The 25,323-nt window shown below is 45.1% G+C and carries 20 protein-coding genes; 8 read left to right on the top strand and 12 right to left on the bottom strand.

Annotated features, from left to right (window positions below):
* Positions 1-470: 470 nt before the first annotated feature.
* The gene (locus tag NYE35_RS08985; protein WP_051491314.1) at positions 471-719 is read left to right on the top strand and encodes a DUF7667 family protein; all 249 of its coding nucleotides are present in this window, start codon (positions 471-473) and stop codon (positions 717-719) included.
* Positions 720-745: 26 nt separating this feature from the next.
* Here the strand turns inward: NYE35_RS08985 and NYE35_RS08980 are convergent, their stop codons facing one another.
* The 3 genes from NYE35_RS08980 to NYE35_RS08970 all read right to left on the bottom strand — a co-directional run bounded on the left by NYE35_RS08980 (position 746) and on the right by NYE35_RS08970 (position 4,822).
* Positions 746-991 (bottom strand): hypothetical protein, encoded by a 246-nt coding sequence (locus NYE35_RS08980; RefSeq protein ID WP_341120705.1) that lies wholly within the window; start codon positions 989-991, stop codon positions 746-748.
* Positions 992-1,196: 205 nt separating this feature from the next.
* A complete protein-coding gene (locus tag NYE35_RS08975; RefSeq protein WP_036684176.1) occupies positions 1,197-3,035 on the bottom strand; it encodes an ABC transporter ATP-binding protein in 1,839 nt (612 codons plus the stop codon).
* A gap of 26 nt (positions 3,036-3,061) precedes the next feature.
* Entirely contained in the window at positions 3,062-4,822 is a 1,761-nt protein-coding gene (locus NYE35_RS08970; RefSeq protein WP_036684103.1) for an ABC transporter ATP-binding protein, read from the bottom strand.
* Between the two features lie 450 nt (positions 4,823-5,272).
* On the opposite strand from NYE35_RS08970, the gene NYE35_RS08965 reads away from it, so the two are divergent.
* Complete coding sequence (locus NYE35_RS08965; protein ID WP_249267783.1) at positions 5,273-5,821, top strand: hypothetical protein; 549 nt, start codon at positions 5,273-5,275, stop codon at positions 5,819-5,821.
* Positions 5,822-5,917: 96 nt separating this feature from the next.
* A complete protein-coding gene (locus tag NYE35_RS08960) occupies positions 5,918-6,358 on the top strand; it encodes a hypothetical protein (protein WP_076104564.1) in 441 nt (146 codons plus the stop codon).
* A gap of 145 nt (positions 6,359-6,503) precedes the next feature.
* Here NYE35_RS08960 and sufB read toward each other — a convergent pair whose 3' ends face one another.
* From sufB to NYE35_RS08925, 7 genes are all read right to left on the bottom strand, one after another.
* Positions 6,504-7,901 carry a Fe-S cluster assembly protein SufB gene (gene sufB / locus NYE35_RS08955; RefSeq protein WP_036684335.1) on the bottom strand — a complete coding sequence of 466 codons (1,398 nt, stop codon included), beginning with the start codon at positions 7,899-7,901 and terminating at the stop codon, positions 6,504-6,506.
* Positions 7,902-7,925: 24 nt separating this feature from the next.
* Entirely contained in the window at positions 7,926-8,357 is a 432-nt protein-coding gene (gene sufU / locus NYE35_RS08950; RefSeq protein ID WP_036684339.1) for a Fe-S cluster assembly sulfur transfer protein SufU, read from the bottom strand.
* The gene (locus tag NYE35_RS08945) at positions 8,344-9,570 is read right to left on the bottom strand and encodes a cysteine desulfurase (protein ID WP_036684342.1); all 1,227 of its coding nucleotides are present in this window, start codon (positions 9,568-9,570) and stop codon (positions 8,344-8,346) included. The genes sufU and NYE35_RS08945 overlap by 14 nt, the downstream gene beginning before the upstream one ends.
* On the bottom strand, positions 9,567-10,868 hold the full coding sequence (gene sufD, locus NYE35_RS08940) for a Fe-S cluster assembly protein SufD (RefSeq protein WP_036684344.1): 1,302 nt from the start codon (positions 10,866-10,868) through the stop codon (positions 9,567-9,569). Before sufD ends, NYE35_RS08945 begins: the two co-directional genes overlap by 4 nt.
* Positions 10,869-10,894: 26 nt before the next feature.
* Positions 10,895-11,677, bottom strand: coding sequence for a Fe-S cluster assembly ATPase SufC (gene sufC / locus NYE35_RS08935; protein ID WP_036684347.1), 783 nt, complete (start codon positions 11,675-11,677; stop codon positions 10,895-10,897).
* Positions 11,678-11,957: 280 nt separating this feature from the next.
* Positions 11,958-12,419 (bottom strand): Dps family protein, encoded by a 462-nt coding sequence (locus NYE35_RS08930; protein WP_036684350.1) that lies wholly within the window; start codon positions 12,417-12,419, stop codon positions 11,958-11,960.
* A 239-nt stretch (positions 12,420-12,658) separates the two neighbouring features.
* Complete coding sequence (locus tag NYE35_RS08925) at positions 12,659-12,961, bottom strand: YunC family protein (protein ID WP_036684352.1); 303 nt, start codon at positions 12,959-12,961, stop codon at positions 12,659-12,661.
* Between the two features lie 214 nt (positions 12,962-13,175).
* Between NYE35_RS08925 and NYE35_RS08920 the strand changes: the two genes are divergently transcribed.
* Positions 13,176-13,703 carry a hypothetical protein gene (locus NYE35_RS08920; RefSeq protein ID WP_036684355.1) on the top strand — a complete coding sequence of 176 codons (528 nt, stop codon included), beginning with the start codon at positions 13,176-13,178 and terminating at the stop codon, positions 13,701-13,703.
* Positions 13,704-13,778: 75 nt separating this feature from the next.
* Here NYE35_RS08920 and NYE35_RS08915 read toward each other — a convergent pair whose 3' ends face one another.
* Positions 13,779-14,162: a DUF423 domain-containing protein gene (locus NYE35_RS08915; RefSeq protein WP_076104488.1), complete on the bottom strand. Its 384-nt coding sequence runs from the start codon at positions 14,160-14,162 to the stop codon at positions 13,779-13,781.
* A 170-nt stretch (positions 14,163-14,332) separates the two neighbouring features.
* Between NYE35_RS08915 and NYE35_RS08910 the strand changes: the two genes are divergently transcribed.
* Positions 14,333-14,794 carry a hypothetical protein gene (locus tag NYE35_RS08910; protein WP_051491333.1) on the top strand — a complete coding sequence of 154 codons (462 nt, stop codon included), beginning with the start codon at positions 14,333-14,335 and terminating at the stop codon, positions 14,792-14,794.
* 535 nt (positions 14,795-15,329) lie between these two features.
* Here the strand turns inward: NYE35_RS08910 and NYE35_RS08905 are convergent.
* Positions 15,330-15,818 (bottom strand): hypothetical protein, encoded by a 489-nt coding sequence (locus NYE35_RS08905; protein WP_036684361.1) that lies wholly within the window; start codon positions 15,816-15,818, stop codon positions 15,330-15,332.
* 200 nt (positions 15,819-16,018) lie between these two features.
* Here NYE35_RS08905 and NYE35_RS08900 point away from each other — a divergent pair, with 200 nt between their 5' ends.
* The 3 genes from NYE35_RS08900 to NYE35_RS08890 all read left to right on the top strand — a co-directional run bounded on the left by NYE35_RS08900 (position 16,019) and on the right by NYE35_RS08890 (position 25,201).
* Positions 16,019-16,663 (top strand): methyltransferase domain-containing protein, encoded by a 645-nt coding sequence (locus tag NYE35_RS08900; RefSeq protein ID WP_051491334.1) that lies wholly within the window; start codon positions 16,019-16,021, stop codon positions 16,661-16,663.
* Between the two features lie 118 nt (positions 16,664-16,781).
* A complete protein-coding gene (locus NYE35_RS08895; RefSeq protein ID WP_341120703.1) occupies positions 16,782-23,519 on the top strand; it encodes a DUF7507 domain-containing protein in 6,738 nt (2,245 codons plus the stop codon).
* Positions 23,516-25,201 carry a DUF11 domain-containing protein gene (locus NYE35_RS08890; RefSeq protein WP_094903393.1) on the top strand — a complete coding sequence of 562 codons (1,686 nt, stop codon included), beginning with the start codon at positions 23,516-23,518 and terminating at the stop codon, positions 25,199-25,201. Before NYE35_RS08895 ends, NYE35_RS08890 begins: the two co-directional genes overlap by 4 nt.
* Positions 25,202-25,323 lie beyond the last annotated feature (122 nt).

Raw genomic sequence — 25,323 nt, 5'->3', positions numbered from 1 at the left:
GTGCAACAGTATCCACGTCTAGCGAGCTGAATTGTGATTTAGTTGTACTTTTGCAACTAAATCCACGTCTAGCGAGCTGAATTGTGATTTAGTTGTACTTTGTGCAACTAAATCCACGTCTAGCGAGCCGATTTCTGATTTAGTTGTACTTTGTGCAACTAGAATTAAGGAAAATGCCCTTAATAAGGGCATTTCTCGAAAATAGCTGCACAAAGTGCAATTAACAGTATTTTTATAACGAGAATGGCGGTTACTATTGTACAAACTGCAACTAAACGATTCGTTTCCTGATTACTCCTAAACTTCCCTCGATTTTCACCTCTACTTGTTTCCTTCTGACTTCGAAGATAGTTCCTCCTACCCTCAACATAGTAAGGCCCCTCAATTTAATTATCTGACGTAACGTTTGAATTTCTCTTCTCATGGCGAAACTAATATGTGGTTTTAAATTGCTGTAGGAGGAAAAAAGCATGCTTCCTGTCCATGAACGCCTTGCCGAGTTGTTCACCCTGAGCCGTAGACGGCAGCTTACTGCTGCTGAGGAAACGGAACAACAGCAGTGCCTGCAAATAAACGCTACCTACTGCTATGAGTTGGCCCGATTGCAAAATGAAATCCAATTAGCGGAACAGACAGCTGATCTACAATGGCATCAAGATATTTGTGCACAAATGTTTGAGCTGCGTGTGACGGGCAGGGTATCCAAACGTCCTAAGTAACTGAATAGAAATCTAACCCTGCTGTATTATGTTCTGCTGTTCTGCTGTTCTTGCATTCTTCCGTTCTTCCGTTCTTCCGTTCTGCCGTTCTGCCGTTCTGCCGTTCTTCCATTCTGCCGTTCTGCCGTTCTTCCGTGCTTCCGTGCTTCCGTTCTTCCGTTCTTCCATTCTGCCGTTCTTCCGTTCTTCCGTTCTTCCGTTCTTCCATTCTGCCGTTCTTCCGTTCTTCCCTTCTTCCCTTCTTCCCTTCTTCCCTTCTTCCCTTCTTCCATTCTGCCGTTCTTCCTTTGCCTTGTCCCGTAATACCTATATGCCATATTCCACTCTACTCTGATCCACCAAGCCCCGGCCACATTAATCACTATATCCCTATAAAAAACAGCCCACACCGCAGTTGCCTAAGCAACGGGAATGAGCTGTTGTTGTGTTCTGTTCTGTTCTGTTCTGTTCTGTTCTGTTGTGTTCTGTTCTGTCGGTCTATAGGAAGCGGAATTGCGCTTCGATCAGACCGTTGTATACCCCATCACGGGATGTCAACTCATGATGGTTTCCTTCTTCTTTTATCTCTCCGTGATCGAGGACGACTATTTTATCCGCATGGCGGATGGTAGAAAGTCTGTGCGCTACGATAAAGGAGGTTCGGCCTTGAAGCAGGATTTTGAGTGCCTCCTGGATCTTCAGCTCTGTCTCCGTATCAATGCTGGCAGTTGCCTCATCCAGGATTAGAATACGCGGATTTGCCAAGAGCGCCCGGGCGAAGGAGAGAAGCTGACGTTGTCCCATCGACAACGCGCTGCCGCGCTCTTCCACCTCTGTCTCATACCCACCGGGCAGCTTCATGATGAAGTCGTGGGCATCCACGGCTTTTGCAGCATTTTCCACTTCTTCATCTGTAGCCTCCAGACGGCCAAAACGGATATTATCCCGAATCGTTCCCGAGAAAATAAAGGTATCTTGCAGCACGATTCCGATCTGCCTTCGCAGGCTGTCTAACGTAACCCCGCGGATATCTTCACCGTCTATCGTGATTCGGCCGCTTTTGATATCATAAAACCGGCCAATCAGGTTAATGATCGTACTTTTACCAGAACCTGTATGACCTACGAGCGCGATCGACTGTCCTGCTTTTACATCCAGATCAATACCTTTTAATGCAGCCCGGCCTTTTTCATATTCAAAAATGACCTTCTCAAAGTTAATATCCCCACGAATCGTTCCCATTGGCTTAGCACCAGGATTATCTTGAACCGCAGGTTGCTCATCCAAATATTCAAAGATCCGTTCCGAGGAAGCCATTGCCACAAGCAGCTGATTGTACATCTGCCCAAGGCGATTAATCGGGTCCCAGAAGTTGCTGACATAAGAACTGAATGCTACCAGCATACCTACTGTGAGTTCTCCAGATTGGATCAGATAAGCCCCCAGCCAAAAGAGGATCATTGTTCCAAAACCACCTGTGACCTCAATAATCGGACCGAACGCCTGGTTCATCGCAGAGGCTTTGTTCCAGGATTTTTTGCTGTCGGTATTCATAACATCGAAATAATTCATATTTTCTTGTTCTTGGGTGTAGGCTTGTGTGACTCTGATTCCCTGAATCGATTCATTTAAATGAGAATTAATTCTGGAGTTCTTCATCCGCACATCCTGCCAAGCGATCCGAATCTTTTGGCGCAGCTTAGTTGAAACAAAGAACATAATCGGAACCGTAACCATTACTGCAAGACCTAGCTTCCAGTTGATCACTAGTAGAATAATGGTAATCCCCATAAGCTGCACGCAGTCGATCATCAGATTGACAACCCCGTTTGTGAACAAGTCCTGCAAAGAGTTGATATCATTGGTTACCCGCACTAATACCGAACCTGCCGGACGTTTATCAAAGAAGTTAAAGGAGAGCTTCTGAATATGCTTGAACAAATCTGAGCGCAAATCATAAATCACTCTTTGGCCGATGATGTTCGTGTATTTAATCCGGTATACTCCCGCAATCCATTGAATCAGATATAAGACGATTACCCCTGCTGTAAGCGAATATAGCAGAGATAAGCTGGGATTCCCCACCTTTGGTGCAATCGCACGGTCAATGGCTAAACTTGTTAGGAACGGGACGGTCAACTTCGTGATAGTTCCCAGAATCATCATGATGGACACCAATGGAAGCATCTGCTTTGCATAAGGCTTCATGTACCCGAACAGTCTGGTGAATTGCTTCCAGTCAAAAGCCTTATCGATGACATCATCATCTTTATATACAAAACGTTCATCCAGCTCTTGCTGCTCGGCTGCTTTATTTTTTGCTCCCGTAGCGGTCATTGGTTTGGCTTCAAGTTTCATATGCCTCACTCCTCCCCTCTTCCGGTCGCTCTGGCCAGATAATCAGCATACTGTATCCGGTATACATCCTGATAAGGACCCGGCACTTCAATTAGCTCTTTATGGGTACCACGCTGCTGTACATGACCTTCGTTCATGACGATAATCTGATCCGCATGGCGCAAGGAGGAGATCCGATGGGCAATAATAAGTGTAGTGCGCCCCTTCATGACCTCTTGGAATCCGGCTTGAATCTCGTGCTCCGTCTCCATATCGACAGCGCTGGTCGCATCATCGAGGATAAGAATCCGCGGATTCTTAAGCAGGGCTCTAGCGATGGCAATCCGTTGCTTTTGTCCACCGGAAAGACCCATTCCGCGCTCACCCACCACAGTGTCATAACCATCTTCCATCTCCATGATGAAATCATGGGCTTTGGCAAGTTGTGCAGCTCGGATAATTTCTTCCATGCTTACATTTTTCAACCCATAGGAGATGTTGTTGCGAATTGAGGAGGAGAACAGGAAGGTCTCCTGAAAGACCGTCGCGATCTGTGAACGCAAGCTGCGAACATTGTATTCTCTGATGTCCATCCCATCCAGTGTGATGCTGCCTTCATTAACGTCATAAGCACGCATCATCAGCTGTGTAATGGTCGATTTACCAGAGCCCGTTCCTCCAAGGAACCCTATAACCGCACCAGATTTAGCCTCAAAATCAATGTCTGTAACCGCAGGCATTTTGTTTCCATAAGCAAATGTGACGTGATTAAACGCTACATCTCCCTTAACCTCAGAAGGTACCAGTTCACGGGCGTTCTCTTTATCCTTCACATCAATATTCTGATTAAGTACTTCCAATACACGTTCTCCCGATGCTTTGGACTGTGTATAGTTATTAATATGGAATCCAAGACCCCAAATCGGTCCAATGATGTACCAAATTAAGCTGAAAAAAGCAACCAGTTCGCCCAGTGACATTTTCCCCTTAATAACTAACGTTCCGCCTACTCCAAGCAGAATAGCTGCACTGATCGATGCTAAAAACTCCATCGCTGGAAAAAACTTACTCCAGAGCTCAGCAGCAAAAATCTGGTTATTCTTATAACGTTCGTTACGGTGCGAGAATTTCTCTACTTCATGAGCCTCTCTCGCAAACGATTTGACGGTGCGCACACCCGTGATATTCTCCTGTACAGCCGTAGTCAGAGAACTGAGCGCAAGGCGCATCTCTTGAAAGGCCGGGTGAATCTTAGACTCAAATTTTAGCGCAATAAACGCCAGGATTGGCATCGTAATCAAAGTTACTAGAGTAAGCTGCCAATTGAGTGAGAACATCATAATCGAACCAAAAATGACCATAAAAAAGACATTAAGCAACTGAGCAAAACCGAAACCGATAAAGTTACGAATCGCTTCCAAATCTCCGGTTAGTCGGGACATCAAATCCCCAGTTTTCGCGGTATCATAATAACGGAAAGATAGGAATTGCAGCTTCTCATAACAAGCATTACGCAGCCGGTATGCAAGAAAGTTACCTAGCCGTCCTCCAAAAAAACCATGTGCAAACTGCAGGCATGCTTTTACTATTACTACAGCTAACACGCTCAATGCGAGCACTGGCACCTCTGTAAACTTAAGTGGCACAATAACATCATCGATCAGCTTTCTTAACAAATTGGGGGTAATCAGCCCCACTGCAGTTGCAGCGGCCAAACATATAATCGAAAGAATCAGAAAATGCAGCTTCTCTCGATAATAACCGCGCAGTTGCCTGAGAACATCCATATCTCTCCTCCTTAAGGCTTACTAGTAAGCGTTTTTTTGTATAAAGCAAATGTTACATCGTAAGCTAGCTTTTTTAGCGCTTACAATTTAGTGACTTTATGCAGTGTATCATCCATAATTTAATGCGGCAAAGGGGAGAATTGCGCGTTTTTGCGGTTATTTCGGAAAAAAGCAGCATCTACATGATATAAAGGACCCTCGTTATCTTAAAATGCTCGTGTTTCCTCCTTAATCCTGATGAATGAAGAATCTACATGAATATTGTAATCATCGTGTAATATTAGGAGGACCTTTATTCGGTTTTTTGCATAATTATTGGAATTTATTCCAGGTTTCGAAGAGTTCACTTTTTCGCCGTCTTAAATTTGCCTCAGATGTAAAACTTTTACCACAATTTACCGTAATATAGTAATACAACACTTTTTACTTATATTATGGAGGGGAACTATATTGAAAAAGCAGCTTATTTTATATTGTATTATCGCCATTATCCTTCTCTCAGGGTGTAGCAATACAAATAACAATAACCCTACGGACGCAAACACAGCGATCAACGAATCTAAAAACTTGTTTAATTTCGGGGAAATTTCCTCAAAAGCAGATACAGCAGCACCCTCACCTGAAAAAACGCTAAGAGAAATAAGCAATTTTGTTATTGCCGACATTTGGAATGTAGGGTTTGTAGATGTTATCTCATACACTAGAAGTGGTACAAGCAGTACAGGAGCGAGCATGGACATAGACTTTACGGTCGAACAGCTTGGCAAAGCCATGGAAGAGAAAAAAGAATACGATACATATATGAACAAGTTAGATACTAAGTATGATTCTATTAAGAAAATATGGGCCAAGCTTTCACCAGAAATTGATCTTTTATATAAGCAGATCCAGGAGACACCTCCAAAAGCAAACGATGACAGCTTAACACTTGATGCAGGTAAATTTAATCAATATTCAGAGGCTTTTAATAAAGAAGTGAATGATCTGGCAAAACAGTAGCCTTTACTATATAAAAAACCCCGCCAATGATTTGGCGCCATTCTATTCTTTCTCTCATAAAATATAAAATCAACAATGAGAGGTTAGGTGAATAGGATGAGTATACAGTTTCTTGATATGCGGATTTCACAGGGCAGCACTATGGATGCGCAAAATCTTAATTTAGTTCGTTCAGGTGCAATTTTCGGTGACATTGGACTTCAGACAGTAAATGTTACACCTGCAAATGCAGGCTTAGTGAGAGTCACATTGAATGCTTTTGCCAGACTTAGTGTTGATGTTAGCATTATAGTTCAGAATGATGTTACTTTTAGTATTTACCGCAATAATATATTAATTTTTAGTACAACGTACCCCGGAAACATCAATAATACAACGACCCAATATGAAATGGTTGGAATCACCGCTGTCGACTATCCGCCTTCGACCGATGTGCTTACCGGCCAGATTCAATACACCATTGTAGCATCAGCGATTAGAACGGCATCTCTGGGAGCCAGATCCTTCAGTGGAATTGCCGTTGCCGGAAATGGATAGTTGAAAATATTAAAGGTGTGTCCCCGGAGCATTCGGGGATTTTTTCAATTGTGCCCATAAAAAAGCATCCGCAGAAAAATATCTACGGATGCTTTGAAGAAATATAAGCGTTAGGAGGACAAGCCTCCATTCATAAGCGCTCTTATTAACCGATTGAACCTTCCATCTCGAACTTGATCAGACGGTTCATTTCGACCGCATATTCCATCGGCAGTTCTTTTGTGAACGGCTCGATGAAGCCCATGATGATCATTTGAGTCGCTTCTGCTTCTGTGAGGCCACGGCTCATCAGGTAGAACAGTTGCTCCTCAGAAACTTTAGACACGGTTGCTTCATGCTCAAGAACGATGTTATCGTTCATGATTTCATTGTAAGGAATAGTATCCGAAGTGGACTCATTATCCAAAATCAGCGTATCACATTTAATGTTCGATTTCGCACCTTCTGCTTGACGGCCGAAGGAAGCTAGACCACGGTAAGTTACTTTACCGCCATGTTTACTGATGGATTTCGATACAATGGTGGATGTTGTATCTGGAGCCAAATGGATCATCTTGGCACCCGCATCCTGATGCTGGTCTTTACCTGCTACCGCGATGGATAGTACTGAACCTTTAGCACCACGGCCTTTAAGAACAACCGCAGGATATTTCATGGTCAGCTTGGAACCGATGTTACCATCGACCCATTCCATGGTAGCATTCTCTTCTGCAACCGCACGTTTCGTAACGAGGTTGTAGATGTTTGGAGCCCAGTTCTGGATTGTGGTATAACGAACGCGGGCGTTCTTCATACACAAGATTTCAACAACCGCACTGTGCAGAGAGTTCGTGCTATAGATTGGAGCAGTACATCCTTCTACGTAGTGCACGAAGCTGTCTTCATCAGCAAGGATCAAAGTACGTTCGAATTGTCCCATGTTCTCGGAGTTAATACGGAAGTAAGCCTGCAAAGGAACTTCACATTTCACACCTTTAGGAACATAGATGAAGCTGCCGCCTGACCAAACTGCACTGTTAAGTGCGGCAAACTTATTATCGGTTGGAGGGATGATCGTCCCGAAATATTTTTTCAGAAGCTCTGGGTGCTCACGCAATGCAGTGTCGGTATCTGTAAAAATAACCCCTTGATCTTCAAGGCTCTTCTGCATGCTGTGATAGACTACCTCAGATTCATATTGTGCCGATACGCCGGCGAGGAACTTCTGTTCCGCTTCCGGAATCCCCAGCTTGTCAAAGGTTTCTTTGATTTCGGAAGGAACTTCTTCCCAAGTCTTCCCTTGCTTCTCTGAAGGTCTTACATAATATTGAATATCCTCGAAGTCCAAATCATCCATATTGCCGCCCCATGTAGGCATTGGCATTTTACGGAACTGCTCCAAAGATTTCAAGCGGAAGTCAAGCATCCACTGTGGTTCATTTTTGATCGCTGAAATTTCTTTAACAATTTCGGCCGTCAAACCTTTACCAGACTGGAATATCGACTTATGCTCATCACGGAACCCGTACTGGTATTCTTCCATATCAGGCGCTTTCTTAGCCATGGTGTCAGCCTCCTTGTTCTACTGTTATTTATGTTGCTCTTCTTCGTCAATTCCTTTACGAAGTGCGTTCCAAGCCAGTGTTGCGCATTTGATCCGCGCAGGGAATTTATTCACACCCGAAAGGGCTTCAATGTCTTCGTAATCTCCAAAATCCACGTCTTCACCCTTCATCAGTAAGGAGAAGTTATCGGCCAGTTCAAGCGCACGTTCAACCGTTTGTCCTTTGATCGCCTCAGTCATCATCGAAGCCGATGACATACTGATCGAACAGCCTTCACCATTATAACGGGCATCCTTTACAATTCCATCCTCTACCTTAAGCTGAAGAGTAATACGGTCACCACAGGTTGGATTATTCAGTTCGATTTTTAGAGCATCATCTTCAAATGAACCGCGATTCCGAGGACTTTTATAATGATCCATAATTACGCGTCTGTATAAGTCATCCAAGTTCATAGCTGAAGTACTCCTTTGTCTTGATTAAAGCGTCCACCAGTCGATCTACATCCTGCTCAGTATTATACAGATAAAAGCTTGCACGTGCTGTAGAGCTGGCTTCCAGCCAGCGCATCAGCGGCTGACAGCAGTGATGACCAGCGCGGATGGCAATACCTTCCGCATCTAGCACTGTAGCGACATCATGCGGGTGAACGTCACCCAGATTAAAGGTGACAACGCCGACTTCACGATTCCGAGGACCATAAATGTTCAGACCCTCGATCTCTGACAGACGTTGCTCTGCATACGCTGCAAGAGCTTTCTCATGGCGGTGTATCTCATCCAATCCGATTTCTTGTAAGAAATCAATGGCTGCACCTAAACCAACAGCACCAGCTATGATCGGCGTACCGCCTTCAAACTTCCAAGGCAGTTCTTTCCATGTGGATTCATAAAGACCCACATCATCAATCATCTCGCCACCGAATTCGACGGGCTCCATGGCTTCGAGAAGTGCTCTCTTGCCATACAAAGCGCCAATTCCGGTTGGTGCAAGCATTTTATGACCAGATAGTGCATAGAAATCACAATCCAGATCCTGCACATCGACCTTCATATGTGGTGTGCTTTGTGCACCATCTACGACAATTACTGCACCATGACGATGAGCAATAGCCGCAAGCTCTTTAATAGGATGAGTTACTCCCATAACGTTGGATACATAAGCGATAGCAACGATCTTGGTTTTATCCGTAATCGTCTGCTCGGCAGCTTCCAACGTAACCGTTCCATCAGGTTGCAACGGTATATATTTTAATGTAGCACCTGTCTTCTTAGCGAGCTGCTGCCATGGAATCAGATTACTATGATGCTCCATTAAGGTGATGACGATTTCGTCGCCTTCACCCACAGCAGAGGGTCCGTAAGAAGAGGCCACAATATTTAATGCTGTAGTCGTTCCGCGTGTAAAGATAATTTCTTTAGTGCTGCGGGCGTTAATAAACTTAGCTAGCTTCTCCCGGGCTCCCTCGTAGGCATCGGTTGCTCGGCTGCCTAAAGTATGGACGCCACGGTGTACGTTGGCGTTATCCCACTCATAATACGACTTGACCGCCTCAATCACTTTCCGAGGCTTCTGTGAAGTAGCAGCACTGTCCAGATAGACTAGTGGATGTCCGTTCACATTTTGGTTCAGTATGGGAAATTGCTCCCGGATGGCGTTGCTAATCATTGAACTAACTTCCTTTCCACAAGAGATTGGAGCTGATTGCGCAGTCCCTCCAGTGGAATTTGTGACACAACAGGAGCCAAGAAGCCGTAGATGATCAGAGTCTCTGCATCATGCCGTGTAATTCCGCGGGACATTAGGTAAAAGACTTGCTCGTGATTGACCTGTCCTACGGAAGCGGCATGGCCGGCTGTAACATCATCTTCATCAATAAGCAGGATCGGATTGGCGTCACCACGGGCTTTTGGACTCAGCATCAATACTTTTTCCGTTTGCTGGCCATCCGCTCTAGTAGCACCTTTCTCAATCTTGGTGATTCCGTTGATGATAGAAGTAGCAGAATCACGCATAACTGCACGAGTGATCATGTCACTTGGTGTGCTTTTGCCAAAATGCTGAGCTTGAGTGGTGTAATTCAGTTTCTGTGATCCCGTACCTACTGCAATTACTTTAGCATCGGAGCTAGAACCGTTGCCTTTAAGCACAGACTTGGTATCACTCGCAGTATCTCCGTAGTTCATCTCACCAACGATCCATTCGATAACTCCGTCATTCTCAACAACAGCCCGGCGATAAGTTACATCTGTAGTATCTACACCAAGCTGATGCACTGTAGCATAACGAACTTTAGCGCCAGCGCCCACGAATACCTCTACCGCACCATTGTGTAGTCCAGCTTCTTCTTTATCCGATACGTAGTTGTCTACATAGGTTACGGAACTGTTAGTATCAGCTACGACCAGAATGTGTGGAACAAAAGTAGCTTCCGCATCATCCGTTAACAGCACTGCTTGAAGCGGAGTTTCAATAACAACATTCTTAGGAACATAGAGGAATACTCCACCATTCCACAATGCAGCATGAAGCGCTGCGATAGAATGCTCGTCTGGCTGAATGGCTTTATGCAGGTAACGTTGAACCAAATCTCCGTGTTCTTTAACAGCTGTCTGTAGATCTGTAAAAATAACACCCTGTTCTGCAAGCTCAGGAGCGATACGTGTATATACTGCACCAGAGTTGCGTTGAATAATCAGGCTGCCTTCCTCCTGATCCTTGATCAAGGAAGAAATAGATGCAGGTGCATCACTTAGCGAAGCAAAAGGTTCACTTGCTTTATAGCTACCATAATTATTGACATTCCAACGATCAATCCGTGTCTTCTCTAATTTAGGCAGTGTCAGAGTAGCTGCCAATTCTAGTGCCTTCAAGCGGCTTTCTTTCAGCCAACCCGGTTCGCCGCTGCTGTGCGATAATTCGCTCAAGCGTTCGGCATCCACCGGAAGAATGGTCTGTGTCGTCATAGTGGTCTCCTCCTTCCTGGCGTTTCTTACGCTTCTTGCCCTACAGTTTCATCTTCAATTCCAAGTTCTTCTTTAATCCATTCATAACCCTCTGCTTCCAGACGCTGTGCAAGCTCTGGACCACCGGATTTCACGATTCTACCTTGCATCATAACGTGAACATAATCAGGTTTGATGTAGTTCAAAAGACGTTGATAGTGGGTAATAACTAAGAAGCCGCGTTCTTCGCTCCGCATGGAGTTTACGCCTTCAGCTACAATTTTCAAAGCATCAATATCAAGACCGGAGTCAATTTCGTCCAAGATCACGATTTTTGGATCCAACATCATCATTTGTAGAATTTCATTACGTTTCTTCTCACCACCGGAGAAGCCTTCGTTCAAGTAACGGTGTAAAAACTCAGGGTTCATATCTAGTTCTTTCATCTTTGCTTCCATTTGGCGAATAAAACGAATCAACGAGATTTCGCTTCCCTCTTCACGACGGGAATTAATGGCAGAACGCAAGAAGTCGGAGTTAGTTACTCCAGAGATTTCGCTTGGATATTGCATTGCAAGGAAAAGACCTGCACGTGCGCGTTCATCAACAGCCATCTCCAGAAGATCTTCACCATCAAGAGTTGCAGTTCCATCAGTTACTTCGTATTTAGGATGACCCATTAGCGCCGAAGCCAAAGTACTTTTACCTGTACCGTTTGGTCCCATGATGGCGTGAATTTCGCCACCTTTCATTTGAAGGTTAATCCCCTTCAAAATTTCTTTTCCCTCAATCGTCGCTTTAAGACCCTCAATGACAAATTCTGCTGCCATAATATTATTCCCTCCATTGATCGATTTGCGAAATCAAAAGTTGTATTGAAACAGGATAATCCTGATTCCCAGCACAATTAGATTTTCTATCACATTATAATTATTATAAATTGAATCACAATGATTATCAATGATTCTCACTAATTTTATATCAAACCTTGTTTTTTTACAAATTTCTCTTTAGCTAATCACTTGTGACTCAGAGAAGATTTTCATTAAGTATAAGACTAACGCAAAAATAAGACTTCCCGCAGGAAGTCTTATTCAAACTGCTTAATGATTAGCTAAGAAATGAACGTAGCATCCATTGGTGTTTCTCCAGATCACTACGGATTTTAATGAACATATCTGAGGTTGGCTGATCCTTGGTTTCTTCGGCAAGCTCGATGCCTTCTGTCAGCTCTTCAGAGATGGTGGCGAAGTCTTCAATCAGAGACTGAACCATTCCCCGTGTATCTTCCTTACCTGTAGCTTCTTGAATTGTAGCTAATTCCAAATATTCTTTCAATGTTGCTGCCGGACTGCCTTTGATGGTTAGCAAGCGTTCTGCTACTTCATCCATGTGAAGGGTTACTTCATTATATAATTCCTCAAATTTCACATGAAGGGAGAAAAACTGTTCTCCTTTGACGTACCAATGAAAGTTATGAATTTTTACGTACAGGACATTTAAGTTAGCAACCTGACGATTCATGATCTGTTCCAGTGAAGTTGTATTTACTTTATTCGATGCTTTAGCCATGAGATGATCCCTACCTTATCCATTATATTTACCGGTTACTATTTCCTTCGTCCGGTAGTAACTTGTCTATTCTTAATTTACCCTTTTACCTGTAATACGAAACAAGGAGAAGCCTTCCATAACCCCTTTATTTGTACTAGCATGAGCAAAGACACACCCGATTATGCTTAAATGTGAATACTTGCACACAAACAAAAAGGGCCTAAGCCCCGTTTGTTTGGAATTGTTAAATTTTCCGGTCAGACCATAAGAAGTAACGCTTCCGCACCCGTCATACCTGGTACGATGCCAAGACTCTCTGCTTCTATCGTTACAGACTCCAACGGGGCAGCTAAAAGCTGGGCAAGTGTCCGTACACCCACCGCACGAGCCGCGATGATATGCCGATCACTAAGTGTTTCATTAAGGAGACCGACATCCAGTGCACCGCACATAATATAACCTCGGTTCGTGCTGATGGAGAGCAGTGTAGTTTTGGGAAGCTTAACCTCTACCCCGATCAGCGTATGTTCACCTACTGTAATAGGCTCCATAGTAACCAATAGCAGCACCTCCTTTTTTTCACTATCCACGTTGTATATGTATGCTAATTTTCCCGTGGGTGTGCTGACGGTAGTCCTATGCCTAGTATAAAATACAGTATAATAGTCCCTATTCCAGTAGTCCTGGGTATATGAATATTGCATGTTTAATGTTATAGTTAATTACATTCCTGTAACCATTCAGAGATGTTCTAAACGAAAAGCTGGGGGATTTATGGACGAGAAACTACAACGCACAGACGGCAATTATTTATTTAACGTCGACATCCTGATTAATGCCCGTACCAACCCGCTTGCACTGCAATTTCTGCTCGAAATGTTGAACAATAATGACCATATCACAGATTTCAACATTAACTCCGGTCTTGAATTAGGGAGAACCATTGACAGCTTGCTACGCTCCGCTAAACTAGCTTTGAATCAAAACTCTGCTCCTCCCATTTCATTAAAGCTGCCTCCAAAATCCACAAAGAAGCAGCTGGATACACCGATAAAAAAACAGGCAGAAACGCCTGCACAGCAAACGGCAATTGAAACGCCAGCTGATGCATACGGGAAGATTCGTCAGTATATTCAGAATAATCAATTGGTACGTTTACGAGCGAACCGGTACGGGAAACAAGTGTCCATGCCCTGTCGTATTTTAAACTTTGATGAAGCAGCCAACTCTATAAGTGTCTACCATGTGGATGAGAAGCAGGTGTACAGCTTTAATCTAAATGAAATCGACGAGTTTCTGTAAGCGCATGCGTTACAAGCAAATAAGCACCCTCCCTCTTTGGGAATAGGTGCTTATTGGTCTTTCTTTTCCTAACAACTAAGACGACGTTTTACGTGAAAATCCTTCTATCGCAAGGCATAACCAGCCAATTATAAAGCATACCCCACCGATAGGTGTAATCGCTCCTAGCACCTTAATTCCGGAGATACTCAGAACATACAAACTGCCAGAGAACAAAATGGTACCTGCAATTAACAATCGACCCGCCCAACGTAATCGGGCACTTTCGCCCCATTGGCCCACAGCCAGTGCGATGAGAATTATCCCCAGCGCATGTACCAAGTGATACTGCACGCCAGTCTCATATACCTTCATATAGTCTTCACTGATAACTGGTTTTAGTAGATGGGCACCGAAAGCACCAATTCCTACTGCCAGCATTGCTAGCACAGCCCCCCAGGCCATAAATTTCCTTTGCAAATGATTACACCCCCTTAATTTTAGACTCATTCTATCATAACGTAATGCCAGCTCCTATTTCCAGCAGTCATTTTTTAATTTGCCTCATTCAGGGGTTGCTTTTTTAGCATCAATATGAAAAAGTGGATATTAACAACATTTTCATTCTAATCTCTCAAGGAGTGCAAACCATGGACTTAAATTCTCTGTCAAAATCAGACGTACCTGCGGCAGAGGTAGGAAATCCCAGCCCTCATCCGGATTACCCAAGCGCTGATTTATCGTCTACGCATCAAAAAGTAGAACATGATCTTCAACATTCTGGACCTGGTATTGCTTCATTCATTATCTGTCTCGTGTCGATCATCGGCTACGCAGCCATCTTTATCTCTATTATAATGAAGTCTTCTTCACTGGTTAATGAGAATTCCGAACTATTAAGCCAGTCCTCGCAATTCATAATGCTTCTAGGATTAACGGTTATTATTTTAGCTGCTCTTAATGTAATCGGAGTAGTCATCGGCATCATTGGGCTTTCCATTCGGAAACGTCGCAAGGTGTTTGGCATTATTGGCACGATTGTTAATGGTGTTATTATCTTACTCTTTATGTTGCTTATTACAACCTTCCTAGTCAATGCTGGAACGCTTTAAGCTTATTTTAAACATGTTAACTTCATTAAAAAGGGTATCCCAACAACTTTGAGCTGTTGTGGGGATACCTTCATTTTATGTATGAAGCTAAAATCTGCATCGGGGAGTCCTCATCGTCATCCGCGGCTTGCGGACTCAGATGGCGTTATTTACGTTTTTTACGCCTTTGGAGCACAGTTTCGGACCCCAGTGACGCTATTGCATCGAAAAAGGATCCTATTGGGCGCTTTTCATGGCAATAGCTGCTATGGGGTCCGATAGTAATTCAAATATCGGAAAAAGCTGCGTATAAGGGCCGCTGGGTCCGATGATGCTGAGTCCAATATAGGGGCTACCAGTTCCGTTAGTGGGGCTGCTAGATCCATAGTGGTGCTGCTAGATCCATAGCGGTGCTGCTAGGTATGCGTACTGTGATCGACCAAACAAAGTTTAGTGTTTTGAGCAAGAACTATGCTTAAAAAATACGAGGGTGTCCCAGCAACCACTATATGATTGCTGAGACACCCTCTATTAATTTGCAAATCAATACATTCAATTATTTTGCTAGAGCCAGCTTTGTCAGCACACGCTGCTTGACGGACGGATCGCCCTCCACTGCTTTTTCCACATATTCAATAACTACGGAATCATCCGAATTCAAAGTGTCGAGTATGCTCTCCATTCCAGCTGAAATCTCAAAAGCGGTTGGACCTTCTTTTGTCGCAATCTCAACGGAATGACTATCAATTTGTCCGATATAAACGGCTGTCATTTTTATTGTTTTACCTTCAGCTTTTGGAGTAGAACTAGGTTTAGCTGTGCTCGGATTTTCGGTTGGTGTGGCTGTACTTGGGTTCTCAGTGGGTACGGGAGTGCTTGGAGCTTCTGTAGGCTCAGCAGTGCTTGCGCTCTCGGTTGGTGTTGGAGAAGGTGTTGCAGTCGGTTCTCCTGAAGTCTGTGCCGAATTATTCCCACCGCAAGCGGTTAAGGCAAATGTTAAGGCAGCAATCGCTGCTATGGCGGGTAATGAACGTTGTTTTTTCATGTTGAGTGCCTCCTCTATGTGGCGATTATTTTCAAAGTCATCTTCATAAGTATACTCCTATAACGTTAACCACTCTATGAAAGTTTCATATGAAGTAATTTTAGATAACTTCCAGCTTCTATTAGGCATCCGTCGGATGCAGGCTACAGCGGTATTAATACAATAGTGTGAGCCTGATTTATCCCAAAGGAGTGAGCCCCTTGAGAATCGATATCGGCTGTGGATCTAATAAGGAAGCAGGTTATCTCGGGATCGATCGGATCGCGGGTCCTGATGTAGATATTGTCTGTGACATTTGCCAAGAGATTCCTCTCCCTGACAATAGTGCTGAGTTTGTTATGGCTAGCCGTGTACTGCCTTATGTGGACAATTTATTCGCAGCCCTGTCGGAAATTCACAGAATTAGCATCCATAAAGCAGTTGTTTGCATCCTAGCACCCTATGCCCACAGCTTTGCCCATATGTCCAACCCTGCCTTCAAGCAGAAGTTTGACGAATATACCCCCCGGCATTTTACAGGATCCTTCTTCCAGCCTCCATCCGGTCCAGTTTGCCCAGCTATTCCAGACTACCCTGTACCCGCACCACCCTTCGATTATCGGTTGCTGCGGATGGAGTTATTCTATCAGCATCCTTATGAAGATCCGCTTTACGAAACTGAAGAACTAGAAATACTAAAGACCCTTCAAGCAAATGTAGTGCATGAAATCATGTACCATTTTGTCGTAGTCAAGCACAATATCAACGATCAGGAGTTAGAGCTGATGAGCAGAAGCCATTATCCTGAACCTCATGTTCTTGTCGAACGAAGACTTAAATCACAAAACAGACATTTTTTTCTATAATTTTAAGATGGGACATACACTAATACCCATTTTGTGTCATAGGCTAACATACAGGTATTAACTGTGCCGTCCTAGTTATAGGACGGCACACTTTTGATCAAAACCAACCTCGAAGGAGGTGAGAATCATTCCACTAGTCGTACGGGCAACGATCAATGCGACCGGTGCTATCACATTTACCGGCAACACGCTTGGACTTAGCCGCTCCGATACGATCGGAGTGCCAGGAACACTAGACAGCATCGGTGGCTTTACTACTGTTAATACTTCATCAACATTTGGTACCTATCCTAGCGGAACTACTAGTCTTTATACAAGCAACAGTTCAGCAGCCATACTGGTCCTACCCTCAGGCAGTACCGTACTGTATGCGGAGCTAATCTGGGGCGGTACCTATATTAACGGAAATGTAAACCTTAGTTCGGCCATTAACAACCCTGTCTCCTTCATAACCCCTGCCGGCACTACATTCAGTGTTACTCCTGATTCAGCAACGAGCAACGTAGTCGATTTGGGAGGTGGTGCATCGGCATATGTTCGTTCCGCCAACGTGACCAGCATTATCCAACAAGGCGGTGCCGGCACCTACACCACTGGCGGTGTAGTGGGTACGATTGTTATTCCTAGTGATTCCACGGCCAACCATGCAGGCTGGACATTAGGAGTAATCTACCAAAATACAGCCTTACCTTTTCGCAATATGTCCCTTCGGGCAGGTGCAATACTTGTACAGGCAAACTCAGCTCCGGTATCCACTACAATAACTGGATTTGCCACACCCATTACTGGTGCGCTTGGCGGCAGAGCGTTATTCAGCGCGCAGGAGGGGGATGCCAACCGTTCGGGGGATCAGGCATTATTTGGTCCAACCTCTGCTACACTTGTTGCTTTATCGGGACCTAATAACTTTGCCAACAACTTTTTTGCATCGCAGATTAACAATGATGCAGGTAACCTAAACACAACGGGTACCTTTGGAAACCGCAACCAAATAAACGGAAATCCAGGAACCAACATTATCGGTGGTCGCCAAGGCTGGGATATTACCAATGTTGACGTCTCCGCACGGCTGATAAACAATCAATCTTCAGCCGTATTACAATTAACCACCTCAGGCGATGCTTATGTACTCAACGGTAATGCCATACAGGTTGATATCAATGCTCCAAAAATAAACCTCACTAAAAGCGCTAATGTAGCCGGCCCCATAGTCGGTGATACGGTAACTTATACGGTGACTGTCAGTAATACAGGAACAGCGGGAGCAGCAAGTGTCGTTTTATCAGATGCGCTGCCGGCAGGATCCACTTTTGTAACTGGAAGCGTAGTTGTTGCTGGTGTCTCCAGACCTACTTTTGATATTACAGCAGGAATCTCACTAGGCTCATTAGCTTTAAGCAGTTCAATAACTGTTACATATCAAGCCAAAGTCACTTCATTACCACCAAGTCCGCAAAATATCGCTAATACCGCTAATGCTGCCTTTACATTTCAAAGTGTAGCCGGAGGCCCTATCATGACTGGGGTCATTCCATCTAATACAGTAACCTTACCTGTATATTCACCCGTCCTTAACATTGTGAAATCAGCCAGTACTACCAATGCTACGGTTGGAGATCAGATCACCTATACCCTTCAAATCACTAACACAGGAAATATCGGCGCGGTAACAACACTTACTGATAATATTCCTTCAGGCAGCTCTTATGTCGCAGGTAGCTTCACCGTCAATGGAAATCCTATCGCCGGTAACCCTGCCACAGGGATTGCTATCGGTACGGTTGCCGCCGGTGGCAGTTCTACTGTTCAATTTCGGGTCATCGTGAATAGCCTACCTTCTCCGCCACAGCTGGTCGACCAAGCAAGCGCCGCTTATACGTTTCAAGTTCCAGATGGGCGAACAGTAGCTGGATCTGCCTCGTCCAACATTTTGTCTATTCCAGTTAGAACACCTAATGTTACCGTAGTCAAAAGCGCTGGATTCGCCGACGTAACTGTCGGAGATATACTACTCTACACCTCTGTAATCAGCAACAACGGAATTGCAGCAATTACCAACGTGTCACTCTCAGATACCATCCCTGCGGGTACATCGCTGGTCCCCGGAAGTGTTACCGTCGCCGGTGTGTCACAACCCTCAGCTAATCCTGGAACAGGGATTTCTGTCGGTACCATCGCTCCAGGAAGCTCCGTCGCCGTCACTTTTCAGGTCAACGTTATCTCATTACCCAGCCCCGCTCAGCTATTGAATAAATCTAGCGCCTCTTTTAGCTCGGGTGCTTTTACTGGCATTTCAGTCTCAAACACGACTATAACTCCCGCGTATCAGCCTGTAATCCAAATTGCAAAAAGCTCGAACGTTTCCAGTGCAACTGTAGGCGGCAATATTCTTTATACGTTAAATGTTCAGAATTCTGGAAATATCGGGGCGGCTGTAACCCTGAGCGACAATATTCCTTCAGGAAGCACCTTTGTCTCGGGAAGTGTAACTGTTAACGGTGTTGCTAGGCCTGCTGACTCTCCACTTACAGGAATTAACTTAGGTACTTTAGCTTCAGGGGCAGCTGTTCCTGTGACCTTCCTTGTCTCTGTGCAATCTCTACCTGCTCCACCTGTTCTGAATAACCAAGGCAGCAGCAATTACACCTACCAACTGCCAAGTGGAAGATCATTCTCCGGGACCAGTCTATCCAATACCCTAACCATTCCGGTCTCCGCTCCAAACATTACACTAACCAAAACTGCAAATCTAACTAATATAGCGGTTGGAGAAAATCTGACTTATTCAGTCGTAGTGTCCAACCCAAGCAGCGTCACTGTCACTAACGTTGTTGTCTCTGACCCTATTCCTACGGGGGGAGCATTTGTAGCAGGCAGTGTGACTGTCAACGGTTCGACGGTAGCAGCGCCTAACCCAAGTACAGGTATAGCAATCGGAAGTATCGCCGCGGGCAGCTCTGTCACGGTGTCTTTTAGAGTAAATGTTGCTTTCTTGCCAAGTCCAGCACAGTTTACAAACAGAGCCAGCGCCTCCTTCACCTCTGGAGCGTTTACCGGTTCTTCGCTCTCAAACACGATAGTAACACCAGTATTTCAACCCATCCTTAGTATGGTCAAAAGCGCTAATGCAGCTCAGGCATCTGTAGGGGGATCTCTCTCATACTCCATCCTGATCAGCAACACCGGGAATATTGCAGCTACTCTATTAGTAACTGATATCCTGCCACCCCAAGCTGTGTTTGACACGAATAGTGTAATTATTGGCGGAACACCTTTGCCCGGATATAATCCGGCAACTGGCATTCCAGTTGGACCGCTCGCTCCTGGTGACAGTGTCACCGTAAGTTTTCTGGTCACAATCACAGCCCTGCCTCCATCACAAGTATTGCTGAACTCTGCTTCAGCGACATATAATTTCACCCTTCCAGACGGGCGTCAGCTCGGTGGAAATGTAGTGTCCAATACGCTCTCTGTCCCAGTGTCTGCCCCTAACGTCAGTGTTGTAAAAAGCGTAAACGCTGCTACTGCTGTTACTGGTGATATCCTTACCTTTACCTCTGTATTGACCAACAACAGTATTGCAACAGTAAGCAATATCATTCTCAGCGATCCTCTGCCTGAGAATGTAGCTTTCATTCCCGGAACCGTAATTGTAAGTGGCACTCCCCTGCCGCTAGCAGTTCCGTCCGCCGGCATTCCAATCGGTAGTTTGAGCCCTGGCGCCACAGCTACCGTAACATTCGAGGTGAGGATAACAATGCCGATACCATCACAGATTAACAATCAGTCGTCTGTCAGTTTTACATCCGGTGTATTCTCCGGTTCTTCTTCATCTAATATCACAACTACACCAGTTATTCAGCCCCAAATCTCCTTAGTAAAAAGTGCCGCTGATGGAGACGGCGATTTCGATGCTCTAGTCGTCGGTGATTCTGTCATCTACACAGTGATTGTTAGCAACGCAGGTAATTTGGCTGCAAATTTAACACTAACTGATAACATCCCAGCAGGTACTGTCTTCGTTCCTAATAGTGTCATAGTGGGTGGTATGCCTCAACCTGGTTCAGCCCCAGATACAGGGATAGCTGTAGGAAATGTCGCTCCTGGTGCCAGTATTGCTGTCAGCTTCACCGTTGATATCATCTCCTTACCTACACCTCAGCAGATTAGTAATCAGGCTTCCGCAAGCTTTACCTTTACTCCGCCTGACGGTAGACCGTTATCTGGGACTGCTGTGTCTAACACTGTCACATTACAAGTCTCTGCTCCTAACATTGTCGTTACCAAGAGCACCACTTCAACATCAGTTGCTGTTGGTGAAACGGTCACTTACAACGTCAATATAACTAATAATGGTATAGAATCTGTTACTAGCGTCTTGCTGAGTGATCCTACACCGGCAGGGAGTGCTTTTGTAACAGGCAGCGTATCGGTCAACGGAGTTCCATTCCCGAACTTGAGTCCTGCTTCGGGGATATCTATCGGCACTCTAGCAGCCGGTGCTTCAGCGCTGGTTACTTACAGTGTTACTGTTACCTCTGTCCCTCCTACAGCTTCACTCATCAATCAGGCATCCGTTACCTTCACTTCAGGCGTTATTTCAAGCTCCACTTTTTCTAATACTGTTACAGTCCCTGTGTTCCAGCCGAACATTGCCGTAGTCAAGAGTGCTAGTACAGCCAATGCCACGGTTGGCGATTCAGTTAGCTACACACTGACAGTGAGTAACACAGGAAACTATGCTGCTAATTTAACACTGACGGATAATATTCCCGCAGGTACGGCTTTCGTTCCGAATAGTGTGCTCATCAACGGCCTCCCTTTAGCGCAAGCGGATCCTTCCACCGGAATTGCAGCTGGAATAATACAACCTGGAGGAACCACCGTAGTCATTTTCACGGTTGACATCACTTCATTGCCTAGTCCTCAGCAACTGGTCAATCAAGGAACCGCAGCATTCAGCTTCACCTTACCCGACGGACGTACACTTAATGGGTCTGCACTCTCTAACACCGTCACTATTCCTGTCTCCTCACCTAATATTGCTGTAGTTAAAACTACAACCACAACATCAACTACGGTCGGTGACACTATCACCTATTCCATAGCTTTAACTAATAACGGTATTGCCACTGTAAATAATGTGGTCTTCACAGACGCACTTCCTGCTGGTACTACATTTGTGACAGGCAGCGTGCTTGTGGACGGTGTGCCTCGTACAGGAGTTAGCCCATCTACTGGAGTAACCTTAGGCAGCATAGCACCTGGTGTAACCGTAACTGTTGCTTTTACCGTAAATGTAGTTTCACTGCCGGCTACCGGATTGTTAAACAATCAGTCAACGGTCAGTTTCACCTCAGGTGTTGTCTCGAATGTAGCTTTCTCAAATATCGTCTCCACACCTGTCTATCTGCCTATCCTTGCAGCAGTAAAAAGCTCCAATTCAGTCAATGCTACCGTTGGGGATACGATTACTTATACTATCAATGTGACCAACACAGGTAACTACGGTGCTTTAGCAACCCTGAGTGATACCATTCCTGCGGGTACAACGTTTATTCCAAACAGTGTACTCATTCAAGGCGCTCCTGCTCCAGGAGCAGACCCGGCTGCTGGCATACCACTGGGTGTAATCTCCGCGAACGGAAGCCTGTCTGTGATCTTCTCAGTTCTTATCACAACATTGCCGGCAAGCCAACAGCTGCTCAATCAAGCTTCGGTCGCGTTTGCATACACGCTTCCGGATGGACGGACATTTAACAGTTCGATCAATTCCAATACGACAACAATATCAGTATCCTCACCGAACGTTGTCATCACTAAATCTTCGACAGCTACCGATGCCGTTGTTGGCGATACCATCACTTATAATCTCACTGTTACCAACAGTGGAATAGCAAATATCAGTAATGTTAACCTCAGTGATCCAATACCTGCGGGCTCTACCTTTGTCGCTGGTAGTGTGACCGTAGATGGCACTCCACGCCCTAGCGCCAATCCAGCGAGCGGCATCTCGCTCGGCACGCTTGCGCCAGGCGCATCTTTCCAAGTCTCATTCAACACAATTGTCAATGTGCTCCCTAATCCTGCAACGCTTAGTAATCAGGCCTCTGTCAGTTTCACCTCTGGCGCATTCTCAGGCTCCTCATTCTCAAATACACTAGTAATTCCGGTATATCAACCTATTATTTTAGTTGTCAAAGGGGCGGACAGAACCGCCGCAACTGTCGGAGATACGATTACTTACTCCTTGAATGTGACGAATACTGGTAACCTCATCGCAAATGTAGTTATCACCGATACCATCCCTAACGGAGCTGTCTTTGTTCCAAACAGCGTGCTCGTGAATGGGGTACCACAACCAGGATCAGATCCGTCTACTGGCTTAAGTATTGGGTCGGTAGCTCCGGGAAGTACAGTAACAGTAACGATTACCTTACAGGTTACTATTGCGTCCCTGCCTTCACCGCAGCAGTTGGTCAATCAAGCTACAGCAAATTTCACATTCACACCGCCAGATGGACGTTCACTCACGGGCTCCTCTGTCTCAAACGTCCTCATTATCCCTGTATCTTCTCCGGACGTAAGTGTTGTTAAGAGCACTACTTCTATTGATGCGGTTGTTGGCGATATCATTACCTATACGATAGTTGTCACCAACTTAGGGATTTCACCAGTCAATAACGTCATCATGGTTGACCCTATTCCAGCTGGCAGCCAGTTCGTAACGGGAAGCATTACCGTAGATGGAGCCCCTCGTCCTAGTGGCAGTCCGGCTTCGGGAATCGCAATTGGTACAATTGCTGCAGGTGCTTCTTCAACCATTACCTTCCAGGTTCAGGTAGTAGCGTTATGATTCCCGGCTCACGTACCCAACCTGTCGTAACCAATCAATCCATGGTACTCTTCAATTCGGCAGCGGGTGTTGATGGAATTGTCTATTCCAATACCGTTAACACCCCGGTCGTGGGCCCCGTGCTTTCATTGCTGAAGAGTACAGATAAACTCCACGCCTCTTTAGGCGACACTTTGGTGTATACCATTAAAGCCAGTAATAATGGAAATACAGATGCTTTTTTGACGGTGTTTGACATTCTTCCAGAAGGTGTATCCTTTATTTCCAACAGTGTGCTCAGAGACGGTGTGCCTCTTCCGGGGGCTACACCGTCTTCAGGCATCCCCCTTGGTTCTATTGCACCGCAGAGTCAAGTGAGCATCGCCTTTCAAGTCGTCATCATTTCGCTGCCGTCTTCCCTAGTGCTGCAAAATAAAGCGCTAGGCCGTTTTTCTTTTTCCACTCCGGAGGGAAGAACCGTTAAGGGTGAGCTTGCGTCTAACTCTGTACTGGTTTCTTTACGCTCCTACCAGCTCTCGACCTCTTTGTCTGCAAGTACTCCGACTTCTTTTATTGGGGATGTAGTAACTTACACCTTGCGACTTACAAATGAAGGCAACAGCCTCTTAACTCAAATCAGTGCAACAATTTCTATTCCGGACGGGACAGTGTTTATTCCAGGCAGTGTCATTGCAGGTGGGATTTATTACCCAGAAGCAGACCCGGCGAAAGGAATATTACTCGGTTCGCTGGACACAGACCTAAGCGTTGATATTACTTTTCGTGTCCGGGTAACAGAGTTTTCTCCCTCGTTAGCCTTGACCAATAGTGCAATTGTCACCTATTCAGTTGATGAGCATACAATTACGACCGAAAGTAACACTGCGGTTGTCTCACTTGTCCAAGCGGGGGTCACCATTAGTAAAAAAGTGGATCATGTTACAGCAGCTCCGGGCGACAATTTGAGATATGAGCTTACGGTAACCAACAACGGGAATCTGGCTGTAAATGCAGTCCTAACAGATGCTATACCTTCAGGTGCTCTTTTCGTATGGGATAGTGTTCTCTTAAATGGAGTGTTGCAAAAAGGTGCACGACCAGCGGAAGGCATCCAGTTAGGTTCTTTAAGAGGCGGAACTACAGCAGTTGTAGTTTTTCAAGTGAGTATACCTGCAGCCATTAACATACATGAAATCGCAGCCGTACAAAACCATGCTAGCGTTCAGTATACCTTTGTGCTTCCAGACGGACGGACCGTACGACAAACCTCTCGTTCCAATACAGTTACCACCCTAGTAGTCACACCTGTCATTTCACTGGTAGTCCATGCAAAACCAACTATTGTAGAAGCAGGTGAGCGAGTCCAATGCTGGATCTCACTAACCAATAACGGAAATTGGCCTGCGGAAATATCTCTGAATCGTCTAACCCCGGAAAAATGTTTTCTTGATCCCAACAGCATTGTAATTGATGGAGTTCCGAATCCACAATCTTCATTTACCGGCACCTTGCCGCTGGGAATAGTTAATGCTGCATCTATGGTTAACATTCATTATTTTATCCAGGTGAGTGAACAGGTAATGGGTCGTTTACTTAAGGGCTCCGTGAATGCTCAATACTCTTTCAATATGGATGGACGTGACTACTCTGGCGAAAGTCAATCTAACAGTTATGTGCTGACCGTAGATGAGATCAGTGAATAAGAAATCACATATCCCTCATCCCCATGAATATACTTTAGTTACAACCCCAAAACATCCCCACAAGGTGAGGCTTTGCTCTCTATGCGTACTCAGGTACTTTGCGGGGGATCCAAATATATACT

Origin of the sequence: Paenibacillus sp. FSL L8-0494 (genome assembly GCF_038003695.1) — a bacterium.
Taxonomy (GTDB): Bacteria; Bacillota; Bacilli; order Paenibacillales; family Paenibacillaceae; genus Paenibacillus_AQ; species Paenibacillus_AQ odorifer.
Note: the sequence above shows the minus strand (reverse complement) of the source record. Positions and strands in the feature narration are given on the sequence as shown.

Bases quoted from the DNA above. Each gene is read 5' to 3' on its own strand.
- NYE35_RS08985 (WP_051491314.1), top strand. From the start codon at position 471: ATGCTTCCTGTCCATGAACGCCTTGCCGAGTTGTTCACCCTGAGCCGT.
- NYE35_RS08980 (WP_341120705.1), bottom strand. From the start codon at position 991: ATGGAAGAAGGGAAGAAGGGAAGAAGGGAAGAAGGGAAGAAGGGAAGA.
- NYE35_RS08975 (WP_036684176.1), bottom strand. From the start codon at position 3,035: ATGACCGCTACGGGAGCAAAAAATAAAGCAGCCGAGCAGCAAGAGCTG.
- NYE35_RS08970 (WP_036684103.1), bottom strand. From the start codon at position 4,822: ATGGATGTTCTCAGGCAACTGCGCGGTTATTATCGAGAGAAGCTGCAT.
- NYE35_RS08960 (WP_076104564.1), top strand. From the start codon at position 5,918: ATGAGTATACAGTTTCTTGATATGCGGATTTCACAGGGCAGCACTATG.
- sufB (WP_036684335.1), bottom strand. From the start codon at position 7,901: ATGGCTAAGAAAGCGCCTGATATGGAAGAATACCAGTACGGGTTCCGT.
- sufU (WP_036684339.1), bottom strand. From the start codon at position 8,357: ATGAACTTGGATGACTTATACAGACGCGTAATTATGGATCATTATAAA.
- NYE35_RS08945 (WP_036684342.1), bottom strand. From the start codon at position 9,570: ATGATTAGCAACGCCATCCGGGAGCAATTTCCCATACTGAACCAAAAT.
- sufD (WP_036684344.1), bottom strand. From the start codon at position 10,868: ATGACGACACAGACCATTCTTCCGGTGGATGCCGAACGCTTGAGCGAA.
- sufC (WP_036684347.1), bottom strand. From the start codon at position 11,677: ATGGCAGCAGAATTTGTCATTGAGGGTCTTAAAGCGACGATTGAGGGA.
- NYE35_RS08930 (WP_036684350.1), bottom strand. From the start codon at position 12,419: ATGGCTAAAGCATCGAATAAAGTAAATACAACTTCACTGGAACAGATC.
- NYE35_RS08920 (WP_036684355.1), top strand. From the start codon at position 13,176: ATGGACGAGAAACTACAACGCACAGACGGCAATTATTTATTTAACGTC.
- NYE35_RS08910 (WP_051491333.1), top strand. From the start codon at position 14,333: ATGGACTTAAATTCTCTGTCAAAATCAGACGTACCTGCGGCAGAGGTA.
- NYE35_RS08905 (WP_036684361.1), bottom strand. From the start codon at position 15,818: ATGAAAAAACAACGTTCATTACCCGCCATAGCAGCGATTGCTGCCTTA.
- NYE35_RS08890 (WP_094903393.1), top strand. From the start codon at position 23,516: ATGATTCCCGGCTCACGTACCCAACCTGTCGTAACCAATCAATCCATG.